At 62.9% G+C, this 18914-nt stretch carries 15 protein-coding genes and 1 other RNA gene; 15 read left to right on the top strand and 1 reads right to left on the bottom strand.

Annotated features, from left to right (window positions below):
• Window positions 1-15: 15 nt before the first annotated feature.
• Window positions 16-1719: a thiamine pyrophosphate-binding protein gene (locus OX460_RS25730; RefSeq protein WP_289900371.1), complete on the bottom strand. Its 1704-nt coding sequence runs from the start codon at window positions 1717-1719 to the stop codon at window positions 16-18.
• A 232-nt stretch (window positions 1720-1951) separates the two neighbouring features.
• Here OX460_RS25730 and rnpB point away from each other — a divergent pair.
• From rnpB to ftsA, 15 genes are all read left to right on the top strand, one after another.
• Window positions 1952-2291: RNase P RNA component class A (gene rnpB / locus OX460_RS25725), an RNA gene on the top strand.
• Between the two features lie 662 nt (window positions 2292-2953).
• On the top strand, window positions 2954-3382 hold the full coding sequence (gene mraZ / locus OX460_RS25720; RefSeq protein WP_034748899.1) for a division/cell wall cluster transcriptional repressor MraZ: 429 nt from the start codon (window positions 2954-2956) through the stop codon (window positions 3380-3382).
• Window positions 3383-3391: 9 nt separating this feature from the next.
• Window positions 3392-4369 carry a 16S rRNA (cytosine(1402)-N(4))-methyltransferase RsmH gene (rsmH, locus tag OX460_RS25715; RefSeq protein WP_289900370.1) on the top strand — a complete coding sequence of 326 codons (978 nt, stop codon included), beginning with the start codon at window positions 3392-3394 and terminating at the stop codon, window positions 4367-4369.
• A complete protein-coding gene (gene ftsL, locus OX460_RS25710; protein ID WP_034748894.1) occupies window positions 4366-4635 on the top strand; it encodes a cell division protein FtsL in 270 nt (89 codons plus the stop codon). Before rsmH ends, ftsL begins: the two co-directional genes overlap by 4 nt.
• Complete coding sequence (locus OX460_RS25705) at window positions 4635-6413, top strand: penicillin-binding protein 2 (protein WP_034748891.1); 1779 nt, start codon at window positions 4635-4637, stop codon at window positions 6411-6413. Before ftsL ends, OX460_RS25705 begins: the two co-directional genes overlap by 1 nt.
• An 8-nt stretch (window positions 6414-6421) precedes the next feature.
• Window positions 6422-7930, top strand: a complete 1509-nt coding sequence (locus OX460_RS25700; RefSeq protein WP_289900369.1) for a UDP-N-acetylmuramoyl-L-alanyl-D-glutamate--2,6-diaminopimelate ligase — start codon at window positions 6422-6424, stop codon at window positions 7928-7930.
• Between the two features lie 11 nt (window positions 7931-7941).
• A complete protein-coding gene (gene murF, locus OX460_RS25695; RefSeq protein WP_289900469.1) occupies window positions 7942-9372 on the top strand; it encodes a UDP-N-acetylmuramoyl-tripeptide--D-alanyl-D-alanine ligase in 1431 nt (476 codons plus the stop codon).
• Window positions 9373-9374: 2 nt separating this feature from the next.
• Window positions 9375-10550: a phospho-N-acetylmuramoyl-pentapeptide-transferase gene (mraY, locus tag OX460_RS25690; protein WP_077399841.1), complete on the top strand. Its 1176-nt coding sequence runs from the start codon at window positions 9375-9377 to the stop codon at window positions 10548-10550.
• On the top strand, window positions 10550-12106 hold the full coding sequence (gene murD / locus OX460_RS25685) for a UDP-N-acetylmuramoyl-L-alanine--D-glutamate ligase (RefSeq protein ID WP_289900368.1): 1557 nt from the start codon (window positions 10550-10552) through the stop codon (window positions 12104-12106). Before mraY ends, murD begins: the two co-directional genes overlap by 1 nt.
• Window positions 12106-13317, top strand: a complete 1212-nt coding sequence (ftsW, locus tag OX460_RS25680) for a putative lipid II flippase FtsW (protein ID WP_289900367.1) — start codon at window positions 12106-12108, stop codon at window positions 13315-13317. The genes murD and ftsW overlap by 1 nt, the downstream gene beginning before the upstream one ends.
• Window positions 13314-14408: an undecaprenyldiphospho-muramoylpentapeptide beta-N-acetylglucosaminyltransferase gene (gene murG, locus OX460_RS25675; protein WP_289900366.1), complete on the top strand. Its 1095-nt coding sequence runs from the start codon at window positions 13314-13316 to the stop codon at window positions 14406-14408. Before ftsW ends, murG begins: the two co-directional genes overlap by 4 nt.
• 10 nt (window positions 14409-14418) lie before the next feature.
• On the top strand, window positions 14419-15822 hold the full coding sequence (gene murC, locus OX460_RS25670; protein WP_289900365.1) for a UDP-N-acetylmuramate--L-alanine ligase: 1404 nt from the start codon (window positions 14419-14421) through the stop codon (window positions 15820-15822).
• Between the two features lies 1 nt (window position 15823).
• Window positions 15824-16792 (top strand): D-alanine--D-alanine ligase, encoded by a 969-nt coding sequence (locus OX460_RS25665; RefSeq protein WP_251351077.1) that lies wholly within the window; start codon window positions 15824-15826, stop codon window positions 16790-16792.
• A gap of 1 nt (window position 16793) precedes the next feature.
• Complete coding sequence (locus OX460_RS25660) at window positions 16794-17612, top strand: cell division protein FtsQ/DivIB (RefSeq protein ID WP_251351078.1); 819 nt, start codon at window positions 16794-16796, stop codon at window positions 17610-17612.
• Between the two features lie 49 nt (window positions 17613-17661).
• Window positions 17662-18894 (top strand): cell division protein FtsA, encoded by a 1233-nt coding sequence (gene ftsA / locus OX460_RS25655; RefSeq protein ID WP_010394955.1) that lies wholly within the window; start codon window positions 17662-17664, stop codon window positions 18892-18894.
• The last annotated feature ends 20 nt before the right edge of the window (window positions 18895-18914 follow it).

Raw genomic sequence — 18914 nt, 5'->3', positions numbered from 1 at the left:
AGTGCTGCAAGGGGCTTACTGGGCCGCTTGCGCCTTTTCTGCATTCGCCCGGATGGTGGCCAGGGTCGCGTTCGGCGTGATCAGGTTGCCGTCGTAGCGCAGCTCGATCAAGGCCGGCAAGTTGTTGGCCTTGGCGTGTGCCAGCGCCCGCCGCAGGGCAGGAGCGAACTCTTCTGTCGTAGCCACCACTTCGCCATGCGCGCCATACGCTTGCGCCAGCGCCGCAAAATCCGGGTTGTGCAGGGTCGTGCCCGACACACGGCCCGGGTAATCGCGTTCCTGGTGCATGCGGATGGTGCCGAACATCTGGTTATTGAAGACGATGATGACCACGCCCGCCTGGTATTGCACGGCGGTGGCCAATTCCTGGCCATTCATCATGTATTCGCCGTCGCCGGCGAAGGTGATCACGGTGCGCTCGGGGTGCACGATCTTCGCCGCCACGCCGGACGGCACGCCATAGCCCATGGCGCCGTTGGTCGGCGCCAGCTGCGTGCGCATGGCGCCGTAGCGGTAAAAGCGGTGCGCCCACGAGGCGTAATTGCCGGCGCCGTTCGTCAGGATGGTATCGAGAGGCGCCTGCGCCATGATCTCTTGTGTCACTTGCCACAGGTCCAGCGGCGCCTGGCCATCCTGGAAGATGGGCGGGCGCTCCTGGTAGGCGGCCAGCTCGGCCTTCGCTTCGCCCGGCGTATGTTTCCATGCGGCAGCATCGACGGGCGCCATGGCGGCCAGCATGGCGCACACTTGCGGCATGCCGCTGTTGATCATCAGTTCGGCCTGGTAGACGCTGCCCAGCTCCTCGGCATCCGTATGGATGTGCACCAGGCGCTGGCGCGGCACGGGCGAGTCGAACAGGGTGTAGCCGCCCGTCGTCATTTCGCCCAGGCGCGGGCCGATGGCGATGACAAGGTCGGCATTTTTCACGCGCGCGGCCAGTTTCGGGTTGATGCCGATGCCGACGTCGCCGATGTAGTTCGGGTGGGCATTGTCGAGCAAGTCCTGGAAGCGGAAGGCGCAGGCGACGGGCAGGTGGTTGCTTTCCGCGAACTGTTGCAGGTCGGCGCACGCTTGCGGCGTCCAGGTGGTGCCGCCCAGCAAGACCAGCGGCTGTTTCGCGGTGGCCAGCATGCTGCGCAGCTGCTGCAGCTGGGCGTCGGATGGCGCTGCCTGCACCGGCTGGTAGGCGCGCGTGTCGGCCACCGTGGCCAGCGAAATGAGCATGTCCTCCGGCAAGGCCAGCACGACGGGGCCGGGACGCCCGCTGGTAGCCACCTGGAAGGCGCGCGCCAGGTATTCGGGGATGCGCTCGGCGCGGTCGATCTGCGCCACCCACTTGGCCATCTGGCCGTACATGCGGCGGTAGTCGATTTCCTGGAACGCTTCGCGGTCGACGAAATCATTACCCACCTGGCCGATGAACAGGATCATTGGCGTGGAATCCTGGTAGGCCGTGTGCACGCCGATCGAGGCGTTGGTGGCGCCCGGTCCGCGCGTGACGAAGCAGATGCCCGGCTTGCCCGTCAGCTTGCCGTAGGCTTCGGCCATGAAGGCAGCGCCGCCTTCCTGGCGGTTGATGATGAAGCGGATGCCCGAGTCGTGCAGGGCATCGAGCACGTCGAGGTAGCTTTCGCCAGGCACGCCAAAGGCGGTGTCGACACCGTGGATCTGCAGGGCATCGACCAGGATCTGGCCGCCGGTACGGGGTTGTTGCGTCATGTTCGGCTCTTTATATTCTAGTGGGTGGCAAAGAAGTGGGGCAAGCGGTGCGCATGCGCTTGCATGCAAGCAGCTTGCCTCATTCTATGTGAGCCGATTTGGCCCGGCTTTTGAAATGGCGACACCGAATTACACAATCCCCCGGGGCGACGACGAGGGCGCCCGGCGGGCGGCGCCGCGCCTGTATCGGCCTTTTTGCAGAAACATGCTGCGGCGCGGTACAATGGCGGGTGAAGCAGGCCAGACAGTCGCTGGCCGGCGCAGCAATGCGCTGGCGGGAGGAAGGTCCGGACTCCATAGAGCGGGGTGACGGTTAACGGCCGTCCGTCGAAAGCCGCAAGGTATAAGGCGAGGAATAGGGCCACAGAGACGAGCGTATTAAGTTACGGTGAAACGCGGTAACCTCCACCTGGTGCAATTTCAAATAGGCACGCGATGATGCTGCTCGCGGAGCGTGCGGGTAGAAAGCTTGAGCGCCCGAGTAATCTGGCGCCTAGAGGAATGACTGTCATAGCGCCGACCTGCAAGGGAAGGCGCCGTAACAAAATCCGGCCTACCGGCCTGCTTCACTTGAATTCCTGCTCCCTGGCCTGCCAGGGAGCACCTCGGCAGCGGCTGCTTTTCCTGCTGCGCGCCACGCAAAAGCCCCCGCAACGGGGCTTTTTTTGTTTCTAAAAGTATAGCACTTAAGATAAAGTTGTATATACAACTAAAAGTGAATAATTGGTTAAAGTTTCTTATCTACAATTAATTGCTGCATTGCAAAAATAGTTTTCCTGCGTCAGGCCAACCCCTGAAAACAGGGCCGATACGCGCCGTGGACGATTATTTTTTGCTTTAAACCAAGTCTTACGTTGCGGCTGATTGCTGTTGTGTCTGGATGACGAAATTATTGTCATGTGTCAACTAACTGTAAAAAATTCAATTTTCCGATTTCGTTTTTTTCGATGTTTACGGTAGGAAAACACATGTGTGCAGATGAGGTAGCACATTCACTATCTTTCATAAGTATCTAATTTATCGATATATTTTTATTTGAGACTCCTTCAACGATATGCGCTAAGTCCTTAATTTCATTAATAAAATTCCTGTTTTGCCAATCGGAAACCGCTTGACCACTATCTTTGCTTCCTCTAAAGTGGGCAACTGTGTGAAAAAGTGTGTTTTTGTGGGAAATTTTCCCTTTTCATCATGATGCGCAAGCGTCGCAACCCAAGCTCAAAAAAGGTCTTCCGTGTTTCAAGGCGCGTCCGCAATCAATCTCGATGCCAAAGGCAGGATGTCTATCCCTGCCAAGCACCGTGACGCGCTGGCGATTCAATGCGAAGGCCGCTTGACCCTGACCAAACACCCCGATGGTTGCCTGCTGTTTTTCCCCCGTCCCGTGTGGGAAAGCCACCGCCAGCAAATCGCCGCCTGGCCCATGTCGGCGCGCGCCTGGCAGCGCATCTTCCTCGGCAACGCCGTCGACGTCGAGCTGGACTCGGCCGGCCGCGTGCTGATCTCGCCTGAATTGCGTAACGCCGTCGGGCTGGCGCGCGAAGTCATGATGATCGGCATGGGCAGCCACTTTGAAATATGGGATGCCGCCAAGTTGGCCGACAAAGAACAGCAGGCGATCGATGCCGGCACCCCCGATGTACTTTCCAATTTTTCTTTCTAAGGCTCCGTAATGACACAACTCACGGTGCCGGAATTTCAGCATCGCACGGTGCTGCTCGATGAAGCGGTCGATGCGCTCGACCTGTCGGGCGACCGCGCGCACGGCGTTTACGTCGACGGCACGTTTGGCCGCGGCGGCCATAGCCGCCTGATTTTGTCGCGCCTGGCCGCCGATGCGCGCCTGATCGGCTTCGACAAGGATTTGCAGGCGATCGCCACGGCCGAGCAGATCGGCGACCCCCGCTTCGAAATCGTCCACGACAGCTTTGCCACCATGACGGCCAGCCTGGCCGAACGCGGCGTGCAGCAGGTGGACGGCATCCTGCTCGACCTGGGCATCTCGTCGCCGCAGGTCGACGACGCGGCGCGCGGTTTCAGCTTCCGCAACGACGGACCGCTGGACATGCGCATGGATACCACGCGCGGCATCTCCGCGGCCGAATGGCTGGCGGTGGAAACCGAGCAGAATTTAGAGAAAGTGATACGCGATTATGGGGAAGAACGGTTTGCTTTTCAGATTGCAAAGGCGATTGTTGCTGGCCGGGCAGTCCAGCCAATTTCAAGCACACGACAGCTTGCCGGCATCGTGGCAGGCGCCGTCAAGACCCGCGAGAAGGGTAAGGACCCCGCTACCCGCACCTTTCAGGCCATACGCATTTTCATTAACAAAGAGCTCGAGGATCTCGAGATCGGCCTGAACCAGGCGTACGCCTGCCTGGCGCCCGGCGCGCGCATGGCCGTGATCAGTTTCCATTCGCTGGAAGACCGCATGGTCAAGCGCTTCTTCGCCTCGAAGGCGAACGTGGAGCAGCCTGACCGCCGCCTGCCGATCCGCGCGGTGGACTTGCCGCAGCCGGAAATGAAGCTGATTGCGAAGATGAAGCCGTCCGACGCCGAGATCGAGGGCAACCCCCGTTCGCGTTCGGCCGTGATGCGCGTGGCGCAGCGCCTGCCGCTGGCCGCCCCTGCAAACGGCGGCGCCCGATGACTGGCAAGCTGTGTGTCGTGCTGTCGGCCCTGCTGGTGTGCTGCGGCCTGTCGCTGGTGAACGCGCAATACCAGTCGCGCCACCTGTTGATCGACCTGGAGCGCGCGCAAGCGCTGTCGCGCCAGCTCGACATCGACTGGGCGCAACTGCAGCTGGACCAGTCCACTTTGGGCAAGCATGAACGCATCGAATCGATCGCGCGGCGCGACCTGAGCATGACGCCGCTGACGGCGGCGCGTACGCAATACCTGACGGAGGGCGAATAATGAAGTTGGGCGGTAATAGCAACGGCCGGGTGGCGGCATCGAAAGGCGTGCCATTCTCGAAGAACCCCGTACTGGCGGTGCGCCTGCCCGTCTGGCGTTCGCGCGTCGTGCTGTTCCTGCTGTTCTTCGCTTTCGCCGGCCTGGGCGCGCGCGCGCTGTGGCTGCAGGGCGTCTCGACGCAGTTCCTGCAAAAGCAGGGCAAGGCGCGCTATGAGCGCACGCTGGAATTGCCGGCCACGCGCGGCAAGATCACCGACCGCAATGGCCAGGTGCTCGCTTCGTCCGTCCCCGTGAAAGCCATCTGGGCCATTCCCGACGACGTGCTGCAGGCGTCGCCCGAAAAAATCAATGCGCTGGCCGGCCTGCTGGAAATGAACGTCAACGAATTGCGCAAGAAGCTCGATTCGGACCGCAGCTTCGTTTACCTGAAACGCCAGGTCGAGATGGACGTGGCCGACAAGATTTCCAAGCTGGGCATCGACGGCATCGACGAGCGCAAGGAATACAAACGCTTTTATCCACAGGGCGAAGTGATGACCCACGTGGTGGGCTTTACCAACGTGGAAGACGTGGGCCAGGAAAGCATGGAGCTGGCGCAGCAGAAGACCCTCGTCGGCACCACCGGCAGCCGCCGTGTGATCAAGGACCGCCTGGGCCACATCGTCGAAGACATCGGCTTCATCCACGAACCGCACGATGGCAAGGACCTGACCCTGTCCGTCGACAGCAAGATCCAGTACATCGCCTTCACGCAGTTGAAGGAAGCGGTGGAAAAATTCAATGCGAAGGCCGGCGGCGCCGTGGTGCTCGACGTGCACACGGGCGAAGTGCTGGCCCTGGCCAATTACCCCAGCTACGACCCGAACGACCGCCGCAAGCTCACGGGCCAGCAGCTGCGCAACCGCGTCATGACCGATACTTTTGAACCTGGTTCGACCCTGAAACCGATTACGGTCTCGCTGGCGCTTGACACGGGCCGCGTCAAGCCGGGCACCCTGATCGACACGGGGCCGGGCCGCTATACCATCGCCGACCGCACGATCACCGACACCAAGCCGCACGGCGTGATCAATGTCTCCGAAATCATCGAAATGTCGTCGAACATCGGCACCTCGAAGATCGCGCTGGGCATGCCGTCGCAGGAAATGTGGGAAATGTTTACCAAGGTGGGCTTTGGCCAGCAGCCGAAATGGGGTTTCCCCGGCGCCGTGGCCGGCCGCGTGCGTCCCTATAAATCGTGGCGCCCGGTGGAGCAGGCGACCATGAGTTACGGTAACGGCATTTCCGTCTCGCTGATCCAGCTGGCGCGCTCTTATATGATGTTCGCGCGCGACGGCGACACGATTCCCCTGTCGTTCCAGAAGGTCAATGAACTGCCCGTGGGCCAGCAGGTGATCAAACCGAAGACGGCTGCCGAAATGCGCGCCATGCTGGAACTGGTGGTCTCCGGCGCGCACGGCTCGGCCAAGCGCGCCCAGGTCGCCGGCTACCGCGTGGGCGGCAAGACGGGTACCGCATATAAAGTGGAAAACGGCCGCTATGCGATGCCGCGCAAATATATCGGCTCGTTCGTGGGCATGGTGCCGATGTCGGCACCGCGCTTCATCATTGCCGTGATGATCGATGAACCGACCGGCCCTGCCCACTATGGTGGCCAGGTTGCCGCTCCCGCTTTCGCGGCGATTGCGACCAACGCGCTGCGCGCGATGAACGTACCGCCCGATTCCTCCGTTACCGAAATCGTGGTCCCGGCCAATGCCGGCCCGGAGGCCATGTGAAGTCACTCATGACCATACAAGACATCAGTTTGTGGATCAAAACGGCTGCCCCGTCCGGGCAGCTGACGTCCGATTCGCGCCGTGTGCAGCGCGGCGACGTGTTTTTCGCCTACGCGGACGCCACGCATTTTATCGAAGCTGCCATCGAGCAGGGCGCCGCCGCCATCGTGCACGACGCCGTTGAATGGAACGCCGCATGGAGCGTGCCGCACCTGCTGGTCAGCGACCTGAAACGCCTGGCCGGCCCCGTGGCGCATGCTTTTTACGACATGCCCGACAGCGCCATGTTCAGCGCCGGCGTGACGGGCACGAATGGCAAGACCTCGTGCGCGCTGTGGCTGGCGCAAGCCCTGGCGCGCCTGGGTGAAACGTCGTCCGTCATCGGCACCTTGGGCGTAGGCCTGTGCAAGCCGCGCGGCGCCATCGAATTCGACGTGACCGGCTACACCACGCCGGACGCCGTGCTGCTGGCGCGCAAACTCGCCGCCATGCGCGACGCCGGCGCCAAGGCCGTCGCCATCGAAGTGTCGTCGATCGGCCTGGACCAGGAACGCGCGGCCGGCATGCATTTCGATGTCGCCATGTTTACCAATTTGACGCGCGACCACCTCGACTACCATGGCGACATGGCAGCCTACGAGGCGGCCAAGGTCAAGCTGTTCGACTGGCCCGGCCTGAAAACGGCCGTCATCAACCTGGACGACCCCATGGGCTTGCGCCTGGTCCGCCACGTGGACGGCAAGCTGGCAGGCGAGTATCCGGTCATCGGCTATACCCTGCAGGATGCGGCCGCCTTGCCCGATTTGCCGGGTGTGCTGATGCTGCGCGCCAGCCAGTTCCGCAGCCGTAATGCCGGCACCGACTTCCATCTGGAATGCGCGCTGGGCGTTGCGCTGATCAAGACGCAGCTGGTGGGCCACTTCAATATCAGCAACGCGCTGGCCGTGCTGGGCGCCTTGCTGGCGCACGGAACCGGCCTGCGCGCCGCCATCGACGGCATCGAATCCCTGCAGCCGGCCCCGGGCCGCATGCAGCAGGTGGGTGGCCAGGAAGCGCCGATGGTCGTCATCGATTACGCGCATACGCCTGACGCGCTGGAAAAAACCCTGGCTGCCTTGCGCCAGGTGGCGCAGGAGCGGGGCGGCCAGCTGTGGTGCGTGTTCGGCTGCGGCGGCGACCGCGATCCGGGCAAGCGTCCGCAGATGGGCGCCATCGCGCAGCTGGCCGATCACGTGCTGGTCACCAGCGACAATCCGCGCAGCGAAGACCCGCACGCCATCATCGCGCAGATCGTCGCCGGCATGCGTGCCGACGGTCCGCAGCCGCAAGCCATCGAAGACCGCGCCGGGGCCATTTTGTCGGCCATCAAGCACGCGGCCAAGCCGGACGTGATCCTGTTGGCGGGCAAGGGCCATGAGCCGTACCAGGAAATCAAGGGCAAGAAACTGCCGTTCTCCGATGCCGACCATGCGCAGCTGGCCCTGTCCGCGCGCCTGACGATGATGAGGACGAATTGATGGATAGCCTGATGCACGCAAGCCTGGCTGAATTGATGCCGTCGCTGGACGGCGCACAGCTGACGGGCGACGCCGTTTTTGACGGTGTGTCCACCGACAGCCGCAGCGCCCAAGCCGGTTCGCTGTTCGTGGCCCTGCGTGGCGAGAGTTTCGACGCCCACGATTTCCTCGACCAGGTGGCCGCGCGCGGCGTCGCCGCCGTGGTGGTCGAGCGCCTGCCGGCGGGCTGGGACAGTAGCAAGGTGCCGGCCATCGTGGTCGCCGATACCCTGGCCGCGCTGGGCCGCATCGCCAACCACTGGCGCTGCCGTTTCAATTTGCCCGTCATCGGCGTCACCGGCAGCAATGGCAAGACCACCGTCAAGGAAATGATTTCATTCATCCTGGCGGCAGCCTTTGGTGAAGAGGCGCGCCTGGCCACGCGCGGCAACCTGAATAACGAGATCGGCGTGCCTCTGACCCTGTTCCGCCTGAGCGAACAGCATAAGGCAGCCGTCATTGAGATGGGCATGAACCACCCGGGCGAGATCGCCCGCCTGGCGGCGATTGCCGCGCCGACCCTGGCGATGGTCAACAATGCGCAGCGCGAGCACCAGGAATTCATGCACACGGTGGTAGCGGTGGCGCGCGAGAATGGCGCCGCGCTGGCAGCCCTGGCGCATGACGGCGTGGCCGTCTTCCCGCATGGCGACGAGTTCACGCCCGTGTGGCGCGAACTGGCCGGCGCGCGCGCCGTCATTACCTTCGGCCTGTCGAAAGAGGCGGATGTCAGCTGCACGCACCGCGCGGCCGAGGATTTTGGCAGCGACCTGTTCGTCAGCGTGCGCGCACAGGACGGCGGCTTGCGCCAGTTCTTCGTGGGCTTGCAGGCGGCAGGCGAACACAATGTGCGCAATGCGCTGGCGGCCGTGGCATGCGCTATCGGCGCAGGCATCGCGCCAGAACATATCAAGCAGGGCCTGGAGGCGTTTTCTCCCGTGAACGGCCGGCTGCAGAAAAAACGCGCCGCCAATGGCGCCACCATCATCGACGACACGTATAACGCCAATCCGGATTCGGCGCGCGCGGCCATCGATGTGCTGGCGCAGGCAGCGGCACCGCGCATCCTGGTGCTGGGCGAGATGGGCGAAGTCGGCACGCAGGGGCAGCAGTTCCACGAAGAGATCGGCGCCTACGCCGCCGCCAAAGGCATTGAACACGTGCTGGCGACGGGCGGTCTGGCGCGCCATCTGGTCAATCCGGCGCAGGCAGCCGCGAGCCAGGAATCAGGCACGGTCGTGGAGTATTTCGAACAGTTCGACGGTTTGCTGGCGGCGCTCGATGCGCATTTGTCCGGCCGTTCGGATGCAACAGTATTAATCAAGGGCTCCCGTTTCATGAAGATGGAACGGGCCGTGCAGCATTTGATTGGTTCAAACAACAATAACAAGGAAGCTCACTAATCATGCTGCTCTGGCTCGCTCATTATTTCCAGGACGACATTGGCCCATTGCGGGTCTTTAACTTCATCACGTTCCGCGCCGTCTTCGCCACCCTGACGGCGATCTTGATCGGCCTGTGCGCCGGTCCTGCCGTGATCCGCATGCTCACGCGCATGAAGGTTGGCCAGGCCGTGCGTACGGATGGCCCGCAAACGCATCTGAAAAAACACGGCACCCCCACCATGGGCGGTGTGCTGATCCTTATCGCCATCGGCATTTCCACCTTGCTGTGGGCCGACCTGTCGAACCGTTTCATCTGGCCCGTGTTGATCGTCACCTTGGGCTTTGGCGCCGTCGGCTGGGCCGACGACTACCGCAAGGTGGTGCACCAGGATCCGGAAGGCATGCGCTCGCGCGAAAAATACTTCTGGCAGTCGCTGATCGGCATCGCCGCCGCGTTTTACCTGGCGTTTTCCGTCTCCATCTCCGAGCCCAATGCCGGCCAGGTGTGGAATCTGATCTACGCCTGGGTGCAGTCGGGCTTCGCCATGGACTTGCCGCCGAAGGCCGATCTGATCGTCCCGTTCTTCAAGACCATCAGCTATCCGCTGGGTGTGTGGGGCTTCATCGCGCTGACGTATTGCGTCATCGTCGGCACCAGCAACGCCGTCAATTTCACCGATGGACTTGACGGCCTGGCCATCATGCCGACCGTGATGGTGGGCACGGCCCTGGGTCTGTTCGCCTACCTGACGGGTAATGCCACGTATGCGCGCTACCTGTTCATCCCGCATATCCCGGGCGCCGGCGAACTGGTAATCTTCTGCGGCGCGCTGGCCGGTTCCGGCCTGGCCTTCCTCTGGTATAACACCCACCCCGCGAAAGTATTCATGGGCGACGTGGGCGCGCTGGCACTGGGCGGCGCACTGGGTACCATCGCCGTCATCGTGCGCCAGGAAATCGTCCTGTTCATCATGGGCGGCATCTTCGTGGTTGAAACGCTGTCCGTGATCATCCAGGTCGTCTGGTTCAAGTACACCAAGAAGCGCTTTGGCGTTGGCCGCCGCGTCTTCCTGATGGCGCCATTGCATCACCATTTTGAACAAAAAGGCTGGAAGGAGACGCAGGTTGTCGTGCGTTTCTGGATCATCACCATGATGCTGGTGCTGCTCGGCCTGACCACCTTGAAGCTGCGCTGATGATGTACGACGCTAAAACCGCACTGGTACTGGGCCTCGGGGAGTCAGGCCTGGCCATGGCCCTGTGGCTGGCCCGCAGCGGTGCGACCGTGCGCGTGGCCGACACAAGGGAAAGCCCGGAGCGCCTGGCCGCGTTGCAGGCCGCCGTGCCGCAGGCGCAGTTCATCGCCGGCGCCTTCACGGCCGACCTGCTTGACGGCGTGGACTTTGTCACCGTCAGCCCAGGCCTCGCGCCGGGCCGCGAACTGGCGCAGATTGCGCCGGCCGCTACTGAGAAAAACATCCCCGTGTGGGGCGAAATCGAACTGTTCGCACAAGCGCTGGCCGCCTTGAAGGCGGAACGCGGCTATGCTCCGAAAGTCATCGCCATTACGGGAACGAATGGCAAGACGACCGTCACCAGCCTCGTAGGCTTGTTGTGCGAACGCGCCGGCCTTGCCACGCGCGTGGCCGGCAATATCAGCCCGGCCGCGCTGGACGTGCTGCGCGAAGTGCTCGATGCCGAGCCTGCGCCGCAGCCGGTGGATGCGGAGGCTGACGTGGCGGAACCCGCCGCCAGCACCTTGCCGCAAGCGTGGATCCTGGAATTATCCAGCTTCCAGCTGCACACGACATTCAGCCTGCAGGCCGATGCGGCCACGGTCTTGAATCTGTCGCAGGACCATCTGGACTGGCATGGCGACATGGCCGCCTACGCCGCAGACAAGGCGCGCATCTTCGGCGACCAGACCGTGCGCATATTGAACCGCGACGATGCGGCCGTGATGCACATGGCCGACCCGTTGGTCGAAACCATCACCTTCGGCACGGGCGAACCGGCGGAAGTCGACAGCTTTGGCCTGGTCAATGAACGGGGCATCTTCTGGCTGGCGCAAGCCGTACCCAGCGAAGAAGTGATCGAGAAAAAACGCAAGAAGAACGATCCGGCGCCGGAACCGGTGCCGACGATGGCGAAAAAGCTGATGCCGGCCGACGCGCTGAAAATCCGCGGCCAGCACAATGCCTCGAATGCGCTGGCGGCGCTGGCCCTGTGTCGCGCCATCGGCCTGCCATTCGCGCCGCTGCTGCATGGTTTGCGCGAATACCAGGGCGAGCCGCATCGGGTGGAGCTGATCACGGCGGTCAATGAAGTCGAGTACTACGACGACAGCAAGGGTACGAATGTGGGCGCGACCGTGGCGGCCCTGTTCGGCCTGGGCAAGGCGTTTGGCGGCGCGGAACAGCGTCTGGTGCTGATCGCCGGTGGCGATGGCAAGGGACAGGATTTCTCGCCGCTGGCCGAACCTGTATCGCGCTACGTGCGCTCCGTGGTGCTGATCGGACGCGATGCACCGGCCTTGCGCGCGGCCCTCGAGCCGGCCGGCGTGGACATCGTCGACTGCGCCACCTTGCCGGAAGCCGTCAAGCGCGCCAGCAGCCTGGCGCTGGCTGGCGATGCCGTGCTGCTGTCGCCCGCGTGCGCCAGCCTGGACATGTTCAAGAACTATGCGCACCGCGCGCAGGTGTTTGTCGACGCCGTGCGCGATATCGCGCTGGAAAACGGACAGGATATCTGATGGCTTTCCAACTGCCCTTCAGCTTTGGTTCCGGCTCGGCTGCCAAGCCGCTGGATAGCCGCGCGCGGCAATCGAAGATGATGGACTATGACAAGCCGCTGGTATGGGTCGTCCTGCTGCTCATGTTGCTGGGCATGGTGATGGTGTATTCGGCGTCGATCTCGCTGTCGGATGCGCGCAAGTTTGCCGCCTACACGAACAATTATTTTGTCGTGCGCCAGGCGCTGTTCATCGGCGTGTCGATCATCGTCGGCGCGATGGTGTTCCGCATCCCCGTCGCCACCTGGCAAAAGATGGCGCCGTGGCTGTTCATCGGCACCCTGGTGCTGCTGGTGATGGTGCTGATACCTGGTCTGGGCGTGTCGGTCAACGGCGGCCGCCGCTGGCTGAACCTGCCGGGCCTGCGGCCGCAGCCGTCCGAGCTGATGAAGGTGGTGATGGTGCTGTATGCGGCCGATTACACGGTGCGCAAGCAGGAATACATGCACAAGCTGACCAAGGGCTTCATGCCGATGGCGCTGGCCGTCAGCTTCGTCGGCCTGCTGTTGCTGATGGAGCCCGATCTGGGCGCCTTCGGTGTGATCGTCTGCATCGCCATGGGTATCCTGTTCCTGGGTGGTGTCAACGCCATCTGGTTCGGCGGCATCGGCGCCATGCTGACGGCGATCTTTGTCACCATCATCGCTCTGTCGAAATTCCGCCGTGAGCGGTTTTTTGCGTATCTCGACCCGTGGCAGGAAGACAATGCCCTGAACAAGGCTTACCAGTTGACACACTCGCTGATCGCCTTCGGGCGCGGCGAACTGTTTGGCGTGGGATTGGGCGGCAGCGTGGAAAAACTGCATTACCTGCCCGAAGCGCACACGGACTTCCTGCTGGCCGTGATCGGCGAGGAGCTGGGCCTGGTGGGCGTGCTGGTCGTGATCGGCATGTTTTACTGGATTATCAAGCGGGCGTTCGACATCGGCCGCCAGGCGATCGCCATCGACCAAACCTTCGCGGGACTGACGGCGAAAGGCATCGCCATCTGGATCGGCGTGCAGACCTTCATCAACATGGGCGTTAACCTGGGCCTGCTGCCGACCAAGGGCCTGACCTTGCCCTTGATGAGTTATGGCGGCACGGGCGTACTGATTAACTGTATCGGCCTGGCGATTTTGCTGCGCATCGATTACGAAAACCGGATCCTCATGCGGGGAGGCCGGCTATGAACAACGCGACGAACTTGAAAACGACGAAAAGACTGATGATCATGGCGGCCGGTACCGGCGGCCATATTTTCCCTGGCCTGGCGATTGCGCAGACGATGCGCGCGCGCGGCTGGGAAGTGAGCTGGCTGGGCACGACCCACGGCATGGAGCAGGAGCTGGTGCCGAAGAGCGGCATTCCCATGGATGCCATCGCATTTTCCGGCATGCGCGGCAAGGGCCTGGCGCATACCATTCAAGGCGGCTTCAAGATGCTGGCCAGCTTCTTTGCCATCCGCCGTTTCATCGCCAGCCGCAAGCCTGACGTGGTGATGGGCATGGGCGGCTACGTCACTGTGCCGGGTGGCCTGATGGCGCGCCTGAAAGGCGTGCCGTTAGTGCTGGTCAATGCCGACGCGGCGCTGCTGTTGTCGAACAAGACCCTGGTGCCGCTGGCGCAGCAAGTGTGCTTCGGCTTTCCCGCCGATTTCGGCAGCGCCGCCGGCAAGGCCGTCGTGACGGGCAATCCCGTGCGCGCGGAAATCCTCGCCATGGAGCCGCCGGCGCCGCGCTTTGCGGGCCGCAGCGGCCCATTGCGCATCCTCGTGGTAGGTGGCAGCCTGGGTGCGAAAGCGCTGAACGACAGCCTGCCTGCCGCGCTGGCGCTGATGCCGGAAGGCGAGCGTCCGCTGGTCACGCACCAGTCGGGCAAGAAGAATATCGACGCCCTGCATGCCGCGTATGCGCAGGCGGGCGTGCAAGCCAATGTGGTCGATTTCATCGACGACATGGCCAAGGCGTATACCGAGGCCGACCTGGTGATTTGCCGCGCTGGCGCCATCACCCTGTCGGAATTGACGGCGGCCGGCGTGGCCAGCGTGCTCGTGCCGCTGGTGGCGTCGACCACCAGCCACCAGCGCGACAACGCGCAATGGATGGCGCAGCAAGGCGCGGCGATTCATCTGCCGCAAACGGAAATGAGTGCCGCGTCGCTGAGCGCACTGCTGGCGTCGCTGAGCCGCGACAGCTGCCAGCAGATGGCGCAAGCGGCACTGGCAGCAGGCAAGCGCGACGCCAATGAGGCGATCGCACACGTATTGGAAAAACTGGCATGAGGTTAGCTCTGTGAAGCATAAAGTAAACAATATCCACTTTGTCGGCATTGGCGGCAGCGGCATGAGCGGCATCGCCGAAGTGCTGGTCAACCTGGGCTACAAGGTGTCGGGCTCCGACCTGGGCAGCAATGCGGCGACGCAGCGCCTGGCGAGCCTGGGCGCGACCGTCATGCTCGGTCACGCGGCAGAAAATATCGGCGACGCCGATGCGGTGGTGACGTCGGGCGCCGTCCCGCAAGACAATCCTGAAGTGGCGGCCGCCCGTGCGCGCAAGATTCCTCTGGTGCCGCGCGCCGTGATGCTCGGCGAGTTGATGCGCCTGAAACGCGGCATCGCCATCGCCGGCACGCATGGCAAGACGACGACGACCAGCCTGGTCGCTTCCGTGCTGGCGCAGGGCGGTCTCGATCCGACCTTCGTCATCGGCGGCCGCCTGACCAGCGCAGGCGCGAACGCCAAGCTGGGTTCGGGCGACTACCTGGTGGCCGAAGCCGATGAATCGGACGCCTCGTTCCTGAACCTGACGCCGATGATCGAAGTGATCACGAATATCGATGCCGATCACATGGACACCTACGAGCACGATTTCGAAAAACTCAAGCAGGCCTTCGTGCAGTTCACGCACCGCCTGCCTTTCTATGGCCGCGCCATGCTGTGCATCGATGATCCGCACGTGCGCGCCATCATCCCGTCTGTCACCAAGCCCGTCACCACCTATGGTTTTGCGGAAGACGCGCAGGTGCGCGCCATCAACGCGCGCGCCGTGGGCCTGGAAATGCATTTCACCGTGCTGCAGGCAGGCTACCCGGACCTGGACGTGGTGCTGAACCAGCCCGGCATGCACAATGTGCAGAATGCCTGCTCGGCGATTGCCATCGCGCGCGAAATCGGCATCGCTGACAGCGCCACGCAGCAGGGCCTGGCGGAATTTTCCGGCGTGGGCCGGCGCTTCACGCGCTACGGTGACGTGGCGCTGCCGAACGGCGGCACCTTTGCGCTGGTCGACGATTTCGGTCACCATCCGGTGGAAACGGAAGTGACCCTGGCCGCCGCGCGTGCCGCCTATCCGGGCCGTCGCCTGGTGCTGGCGTTCCAGCCGCACCGCTACAGCCGTACGCGTGACCTGTTCGAGGATTTCGTGAAGGTGCTGGGCGCACCCGACGTGCTGCTGCTGTCCGAAGTGTATGCGGCGGGCGAAGCGCCTATCGTCGCCGCCGACGGCCGCGCCCTGGCGCATGCGCTGCGCGCGCGCGGCAAAATCGAACCGATTTTCGTCGAGTCCATGACGGACATGGCCGACACCATCATGAGCGTGGCGCGCGACGGCGACGTCGTGCTGACCATGGGAGCCGGCTCGATCAGCGGCATCCCGCAACAACTGACAACGTATCAATCTCACACTGTAAAGGCCTGACGTGAACCAAGCTTCAGCTATCGACGTTAAACAATTGGGCAAGGTCGGCGTCCTGTTCGGCGGCCGCTCGGCCGAGCGCGAAGTGTCGCTGATGTCCGGTGCGGGCGTGCTGGCCGCCCTGAAAAGCCATGGCGTGGATGCGCATGGCTTCGATACGGGCGAACGCAGCCTGGCCGAATTGGCCGCTGAGCAATTTGACCGCGTCTTCATCGCGCTGCACGGCCGCTTCGGCGAAGACGGCAGCCTGCAGGGCGCGCTGGAACAACTGGGCATTCCATACACGGGCAGCGGCGTGATGGCCTGCTCGGTGGGCATGGACAAGGTTTATACCAAGATGATCTGGCTGATGCACCAGCTGCCGACGCCAAAGTACGCGGTGCTGGATGACAGTTCCGACCTGGCCAAGGTGGCTGCGGAACTGGGCTTGCCGCTGATCGTCAAGCCGCCGCATGAAGGCTCGAGCATCGGCATCACGACCGTCAACGAAGCGTCGGCCTTCCAGGCCGCCTACGACATCGCCGCCGGCCTCGATGATTCGGTGCTGGCCGAGGAGTTCATCAAGGGCCGCGAGTTTACCGTTGCGATCCTGGGCAAGGGCGCCACGGCGCGCGCGTTGCCGCCGATTGAAATCGTCGCGCCGCAAGGCAATTACGATTACCAGAACAAGTACTTCACGGACGACACGCAGTATTTCTGCCCGCCGCAGCTCGATGGCGCGATCATCGCAGAGATGGAACGCATCGCCCTGGCCGCCTACCGCGCCCTGGGCTGCGAAGGCTGGGGACGGGTCGATGTCCTGATGCGCACGGCAGACAGCGCGTTGTTCCTGCTGGAAGTAAATACCTCGCCCGGCATGACGGGGCACTCGCTCGTGCCGATGGCGGCGCGCGCGGAAGGCACCAGCTATGAAGACCTGTGTCTGGAAATCGTCGCCGGCGCCAGCCTGAAAATGCACAAGGGACAGCGCTGATATGTGGCATGACGCTAAAAGCCTCAATACGACTGCCAACGGCTTGCTGGCCGCGGTTCTGGTCGTGTGCGTGGCCGCCGGCGTCTGGTGGGTGTCGCAGCGTCCCATGTTCGACCTGCGCACGATCAAGGTGGAAAGCGCGGACGACAAGGGCCTGCGCCACGTGAATTACCTGACCCTGCGCAGCGGCACGCTGGGCCGCATCAAGGGCAATTTCTTCACGACCAACCTGGAAAGCGTGCGCGGCGTGTTCGAATCGGTGCCCTGGGTGCGCCGTGCCAGCGTACGGCGCGAGTGGCCGAACCAGCTGATCGTGGCGCTGGAAGAACATGAGGCGCTGGGTACCTGGGGCGAGGACGGGCGCCTGCTGTCGGTCAAGGGCGACGTGTTTACGGCGAATGTGGCCGAGGCCGAAGACGACCATGAATTACCGGCCTTCGCCGGCCCCGATGGCAGCGAAAAGGAAGTGCTGGCGACCTACGTGCAGCTGGCAAAGTGGTTTGCGCCGTTGAAGATGGTGCCGGAAACCCTGTCGCTGTCGAGCCGCTATGCGTGGACCGTAAAACTGGATAACGGCATGAGCGTGGCGCTGGGGCGCGAACAGAATCATACGACCCTGAAGGCGCGGGTCGACCGGCTGGTGGGCATTTACCCGCAGCTGGCGAGCCGGCTGGAAAATATCGACACGATCGATATGCGTTACCAGAATGGCCTGGCGCTCAGTTCAGCCGGCCTGGTGATACCGGCCGAAGGCAAGGATGGCAGGCCGGCAGGGGCAATCAAGAAGAAAAATGGCAGTCCGATTAAAAAACCGACTTAACCGAATAATCAATTAATCAATTAATAGCCCAAAAAACTAGGCGAAAGAAATGACAAAAGACGCGAAAAACCTGATCGTCGGCCTCGACATCGGCACCTCGAAAGTGGTGGCGGTGGTAGCCGAAGTGATGTCCGACGGGCGCCACGAAGTGATCGGGCTGGGCCAGCACGAATCGAAGGGCCTGAAAAAGGGCGTGGTGGTCAATATCGAGGCCACGGTGGAGTCCATCCAGCGCGCGCTGGAAGAGGCCGAGCTGATGGCCGACTGCAAGATCCGCAATGTGTATGCGGGCATTGCAGGCAGCCATATCCGCAGCTTCAATTCCAGCGGCATGGTGGCCATCAAGGACAAGGAAGTGACGGCGACCGACGTGGCGCGCGTCATCGAGACGGCAAAAGCGGTTAACATTCCGACCGATCAGCAATTGCTGCACACGGTGCCGCAGGAGTTCATCGTCGACAGCCAGGAAGATGTGCGCGAGCCTATCGGCATGAGCGGCATCCGCCTGGAGGTGAAGGTGCATATCGTCACTGGCGCCGTGTCGGCGGTGCAGAACATCGTCAAGTGCGTGCGCCGCTGCGGCCTGGAAGTGTCGGACCTGATCCTGCAGCCGATGGCGTCCGCCGATGCGGTGCTCACGCCCGATGAGAAGGAACTGGGCGTGGTGCTGATCGACATCGGCGGCGGCACGACCGATGTGGCGGTATTTTCCGATGGCGCGATCCGCCATACGGCAGTCATTCCCATCGCCGGCGACCAGATCACCAACGACATCGCCATGGCCTTGCGCACCCCGACCGCGGAAGCGGAAGAAATCAAGATCCGCTATGGCGTGGCCAAGCAGGTCCTGGCCGATCCCGGCGAATCGCTGGAAGTGCCTGGCCTGGGCGACCGCGGCCCGCGCAACCTGTCGCGCCAGGCGCTGGCGGCAGTGATCGAGCCACGCGTCGAAGAGTTGTTCGCGATGGTGCACCAGGTGGTGCGCGAATCCGGTTACGAAGGTGTGCTGTCGTCGGGCATCGTGCTCACGGGCGGCACCTCCATCATGCCCGGCATGGTGGAAATGGCGGAAGACATTTTCCTGAAACCGGCGCGCCTTGGCACGCCCGAGTATCGGGGCCAGCTGGCCGACGTGGTGCGCAGCCCGCGCTATGCCACGGTATTGGGCCTGCTGCTGGAAGCGAAGAAGCAATACCTGCGCGGCCACATCGTGACGCGTCAGGACGGCTCGGTGAAGGCAGTCTGGCAGCGCATGAAGGAATGGTTTTTAGGGAATTTTTAAGGGCTTGATTTACGCCCGGC

The sequence above is a fragment of the Janthinobacterium sp. SUN033 genome, from assembly GCF_030397595.1.
GTDB lineage: Bacteria > Pseudomonadota > Gammaproteobacteria > Burkholderiales > Burkholderiaceae_D > Janthinobacterium > Janthinobacterium kumbetense.
Note: the sequence above shows the minus strand (reverse complement) of the source record. Positions and strands in the feature narration are given on the sequence as shown.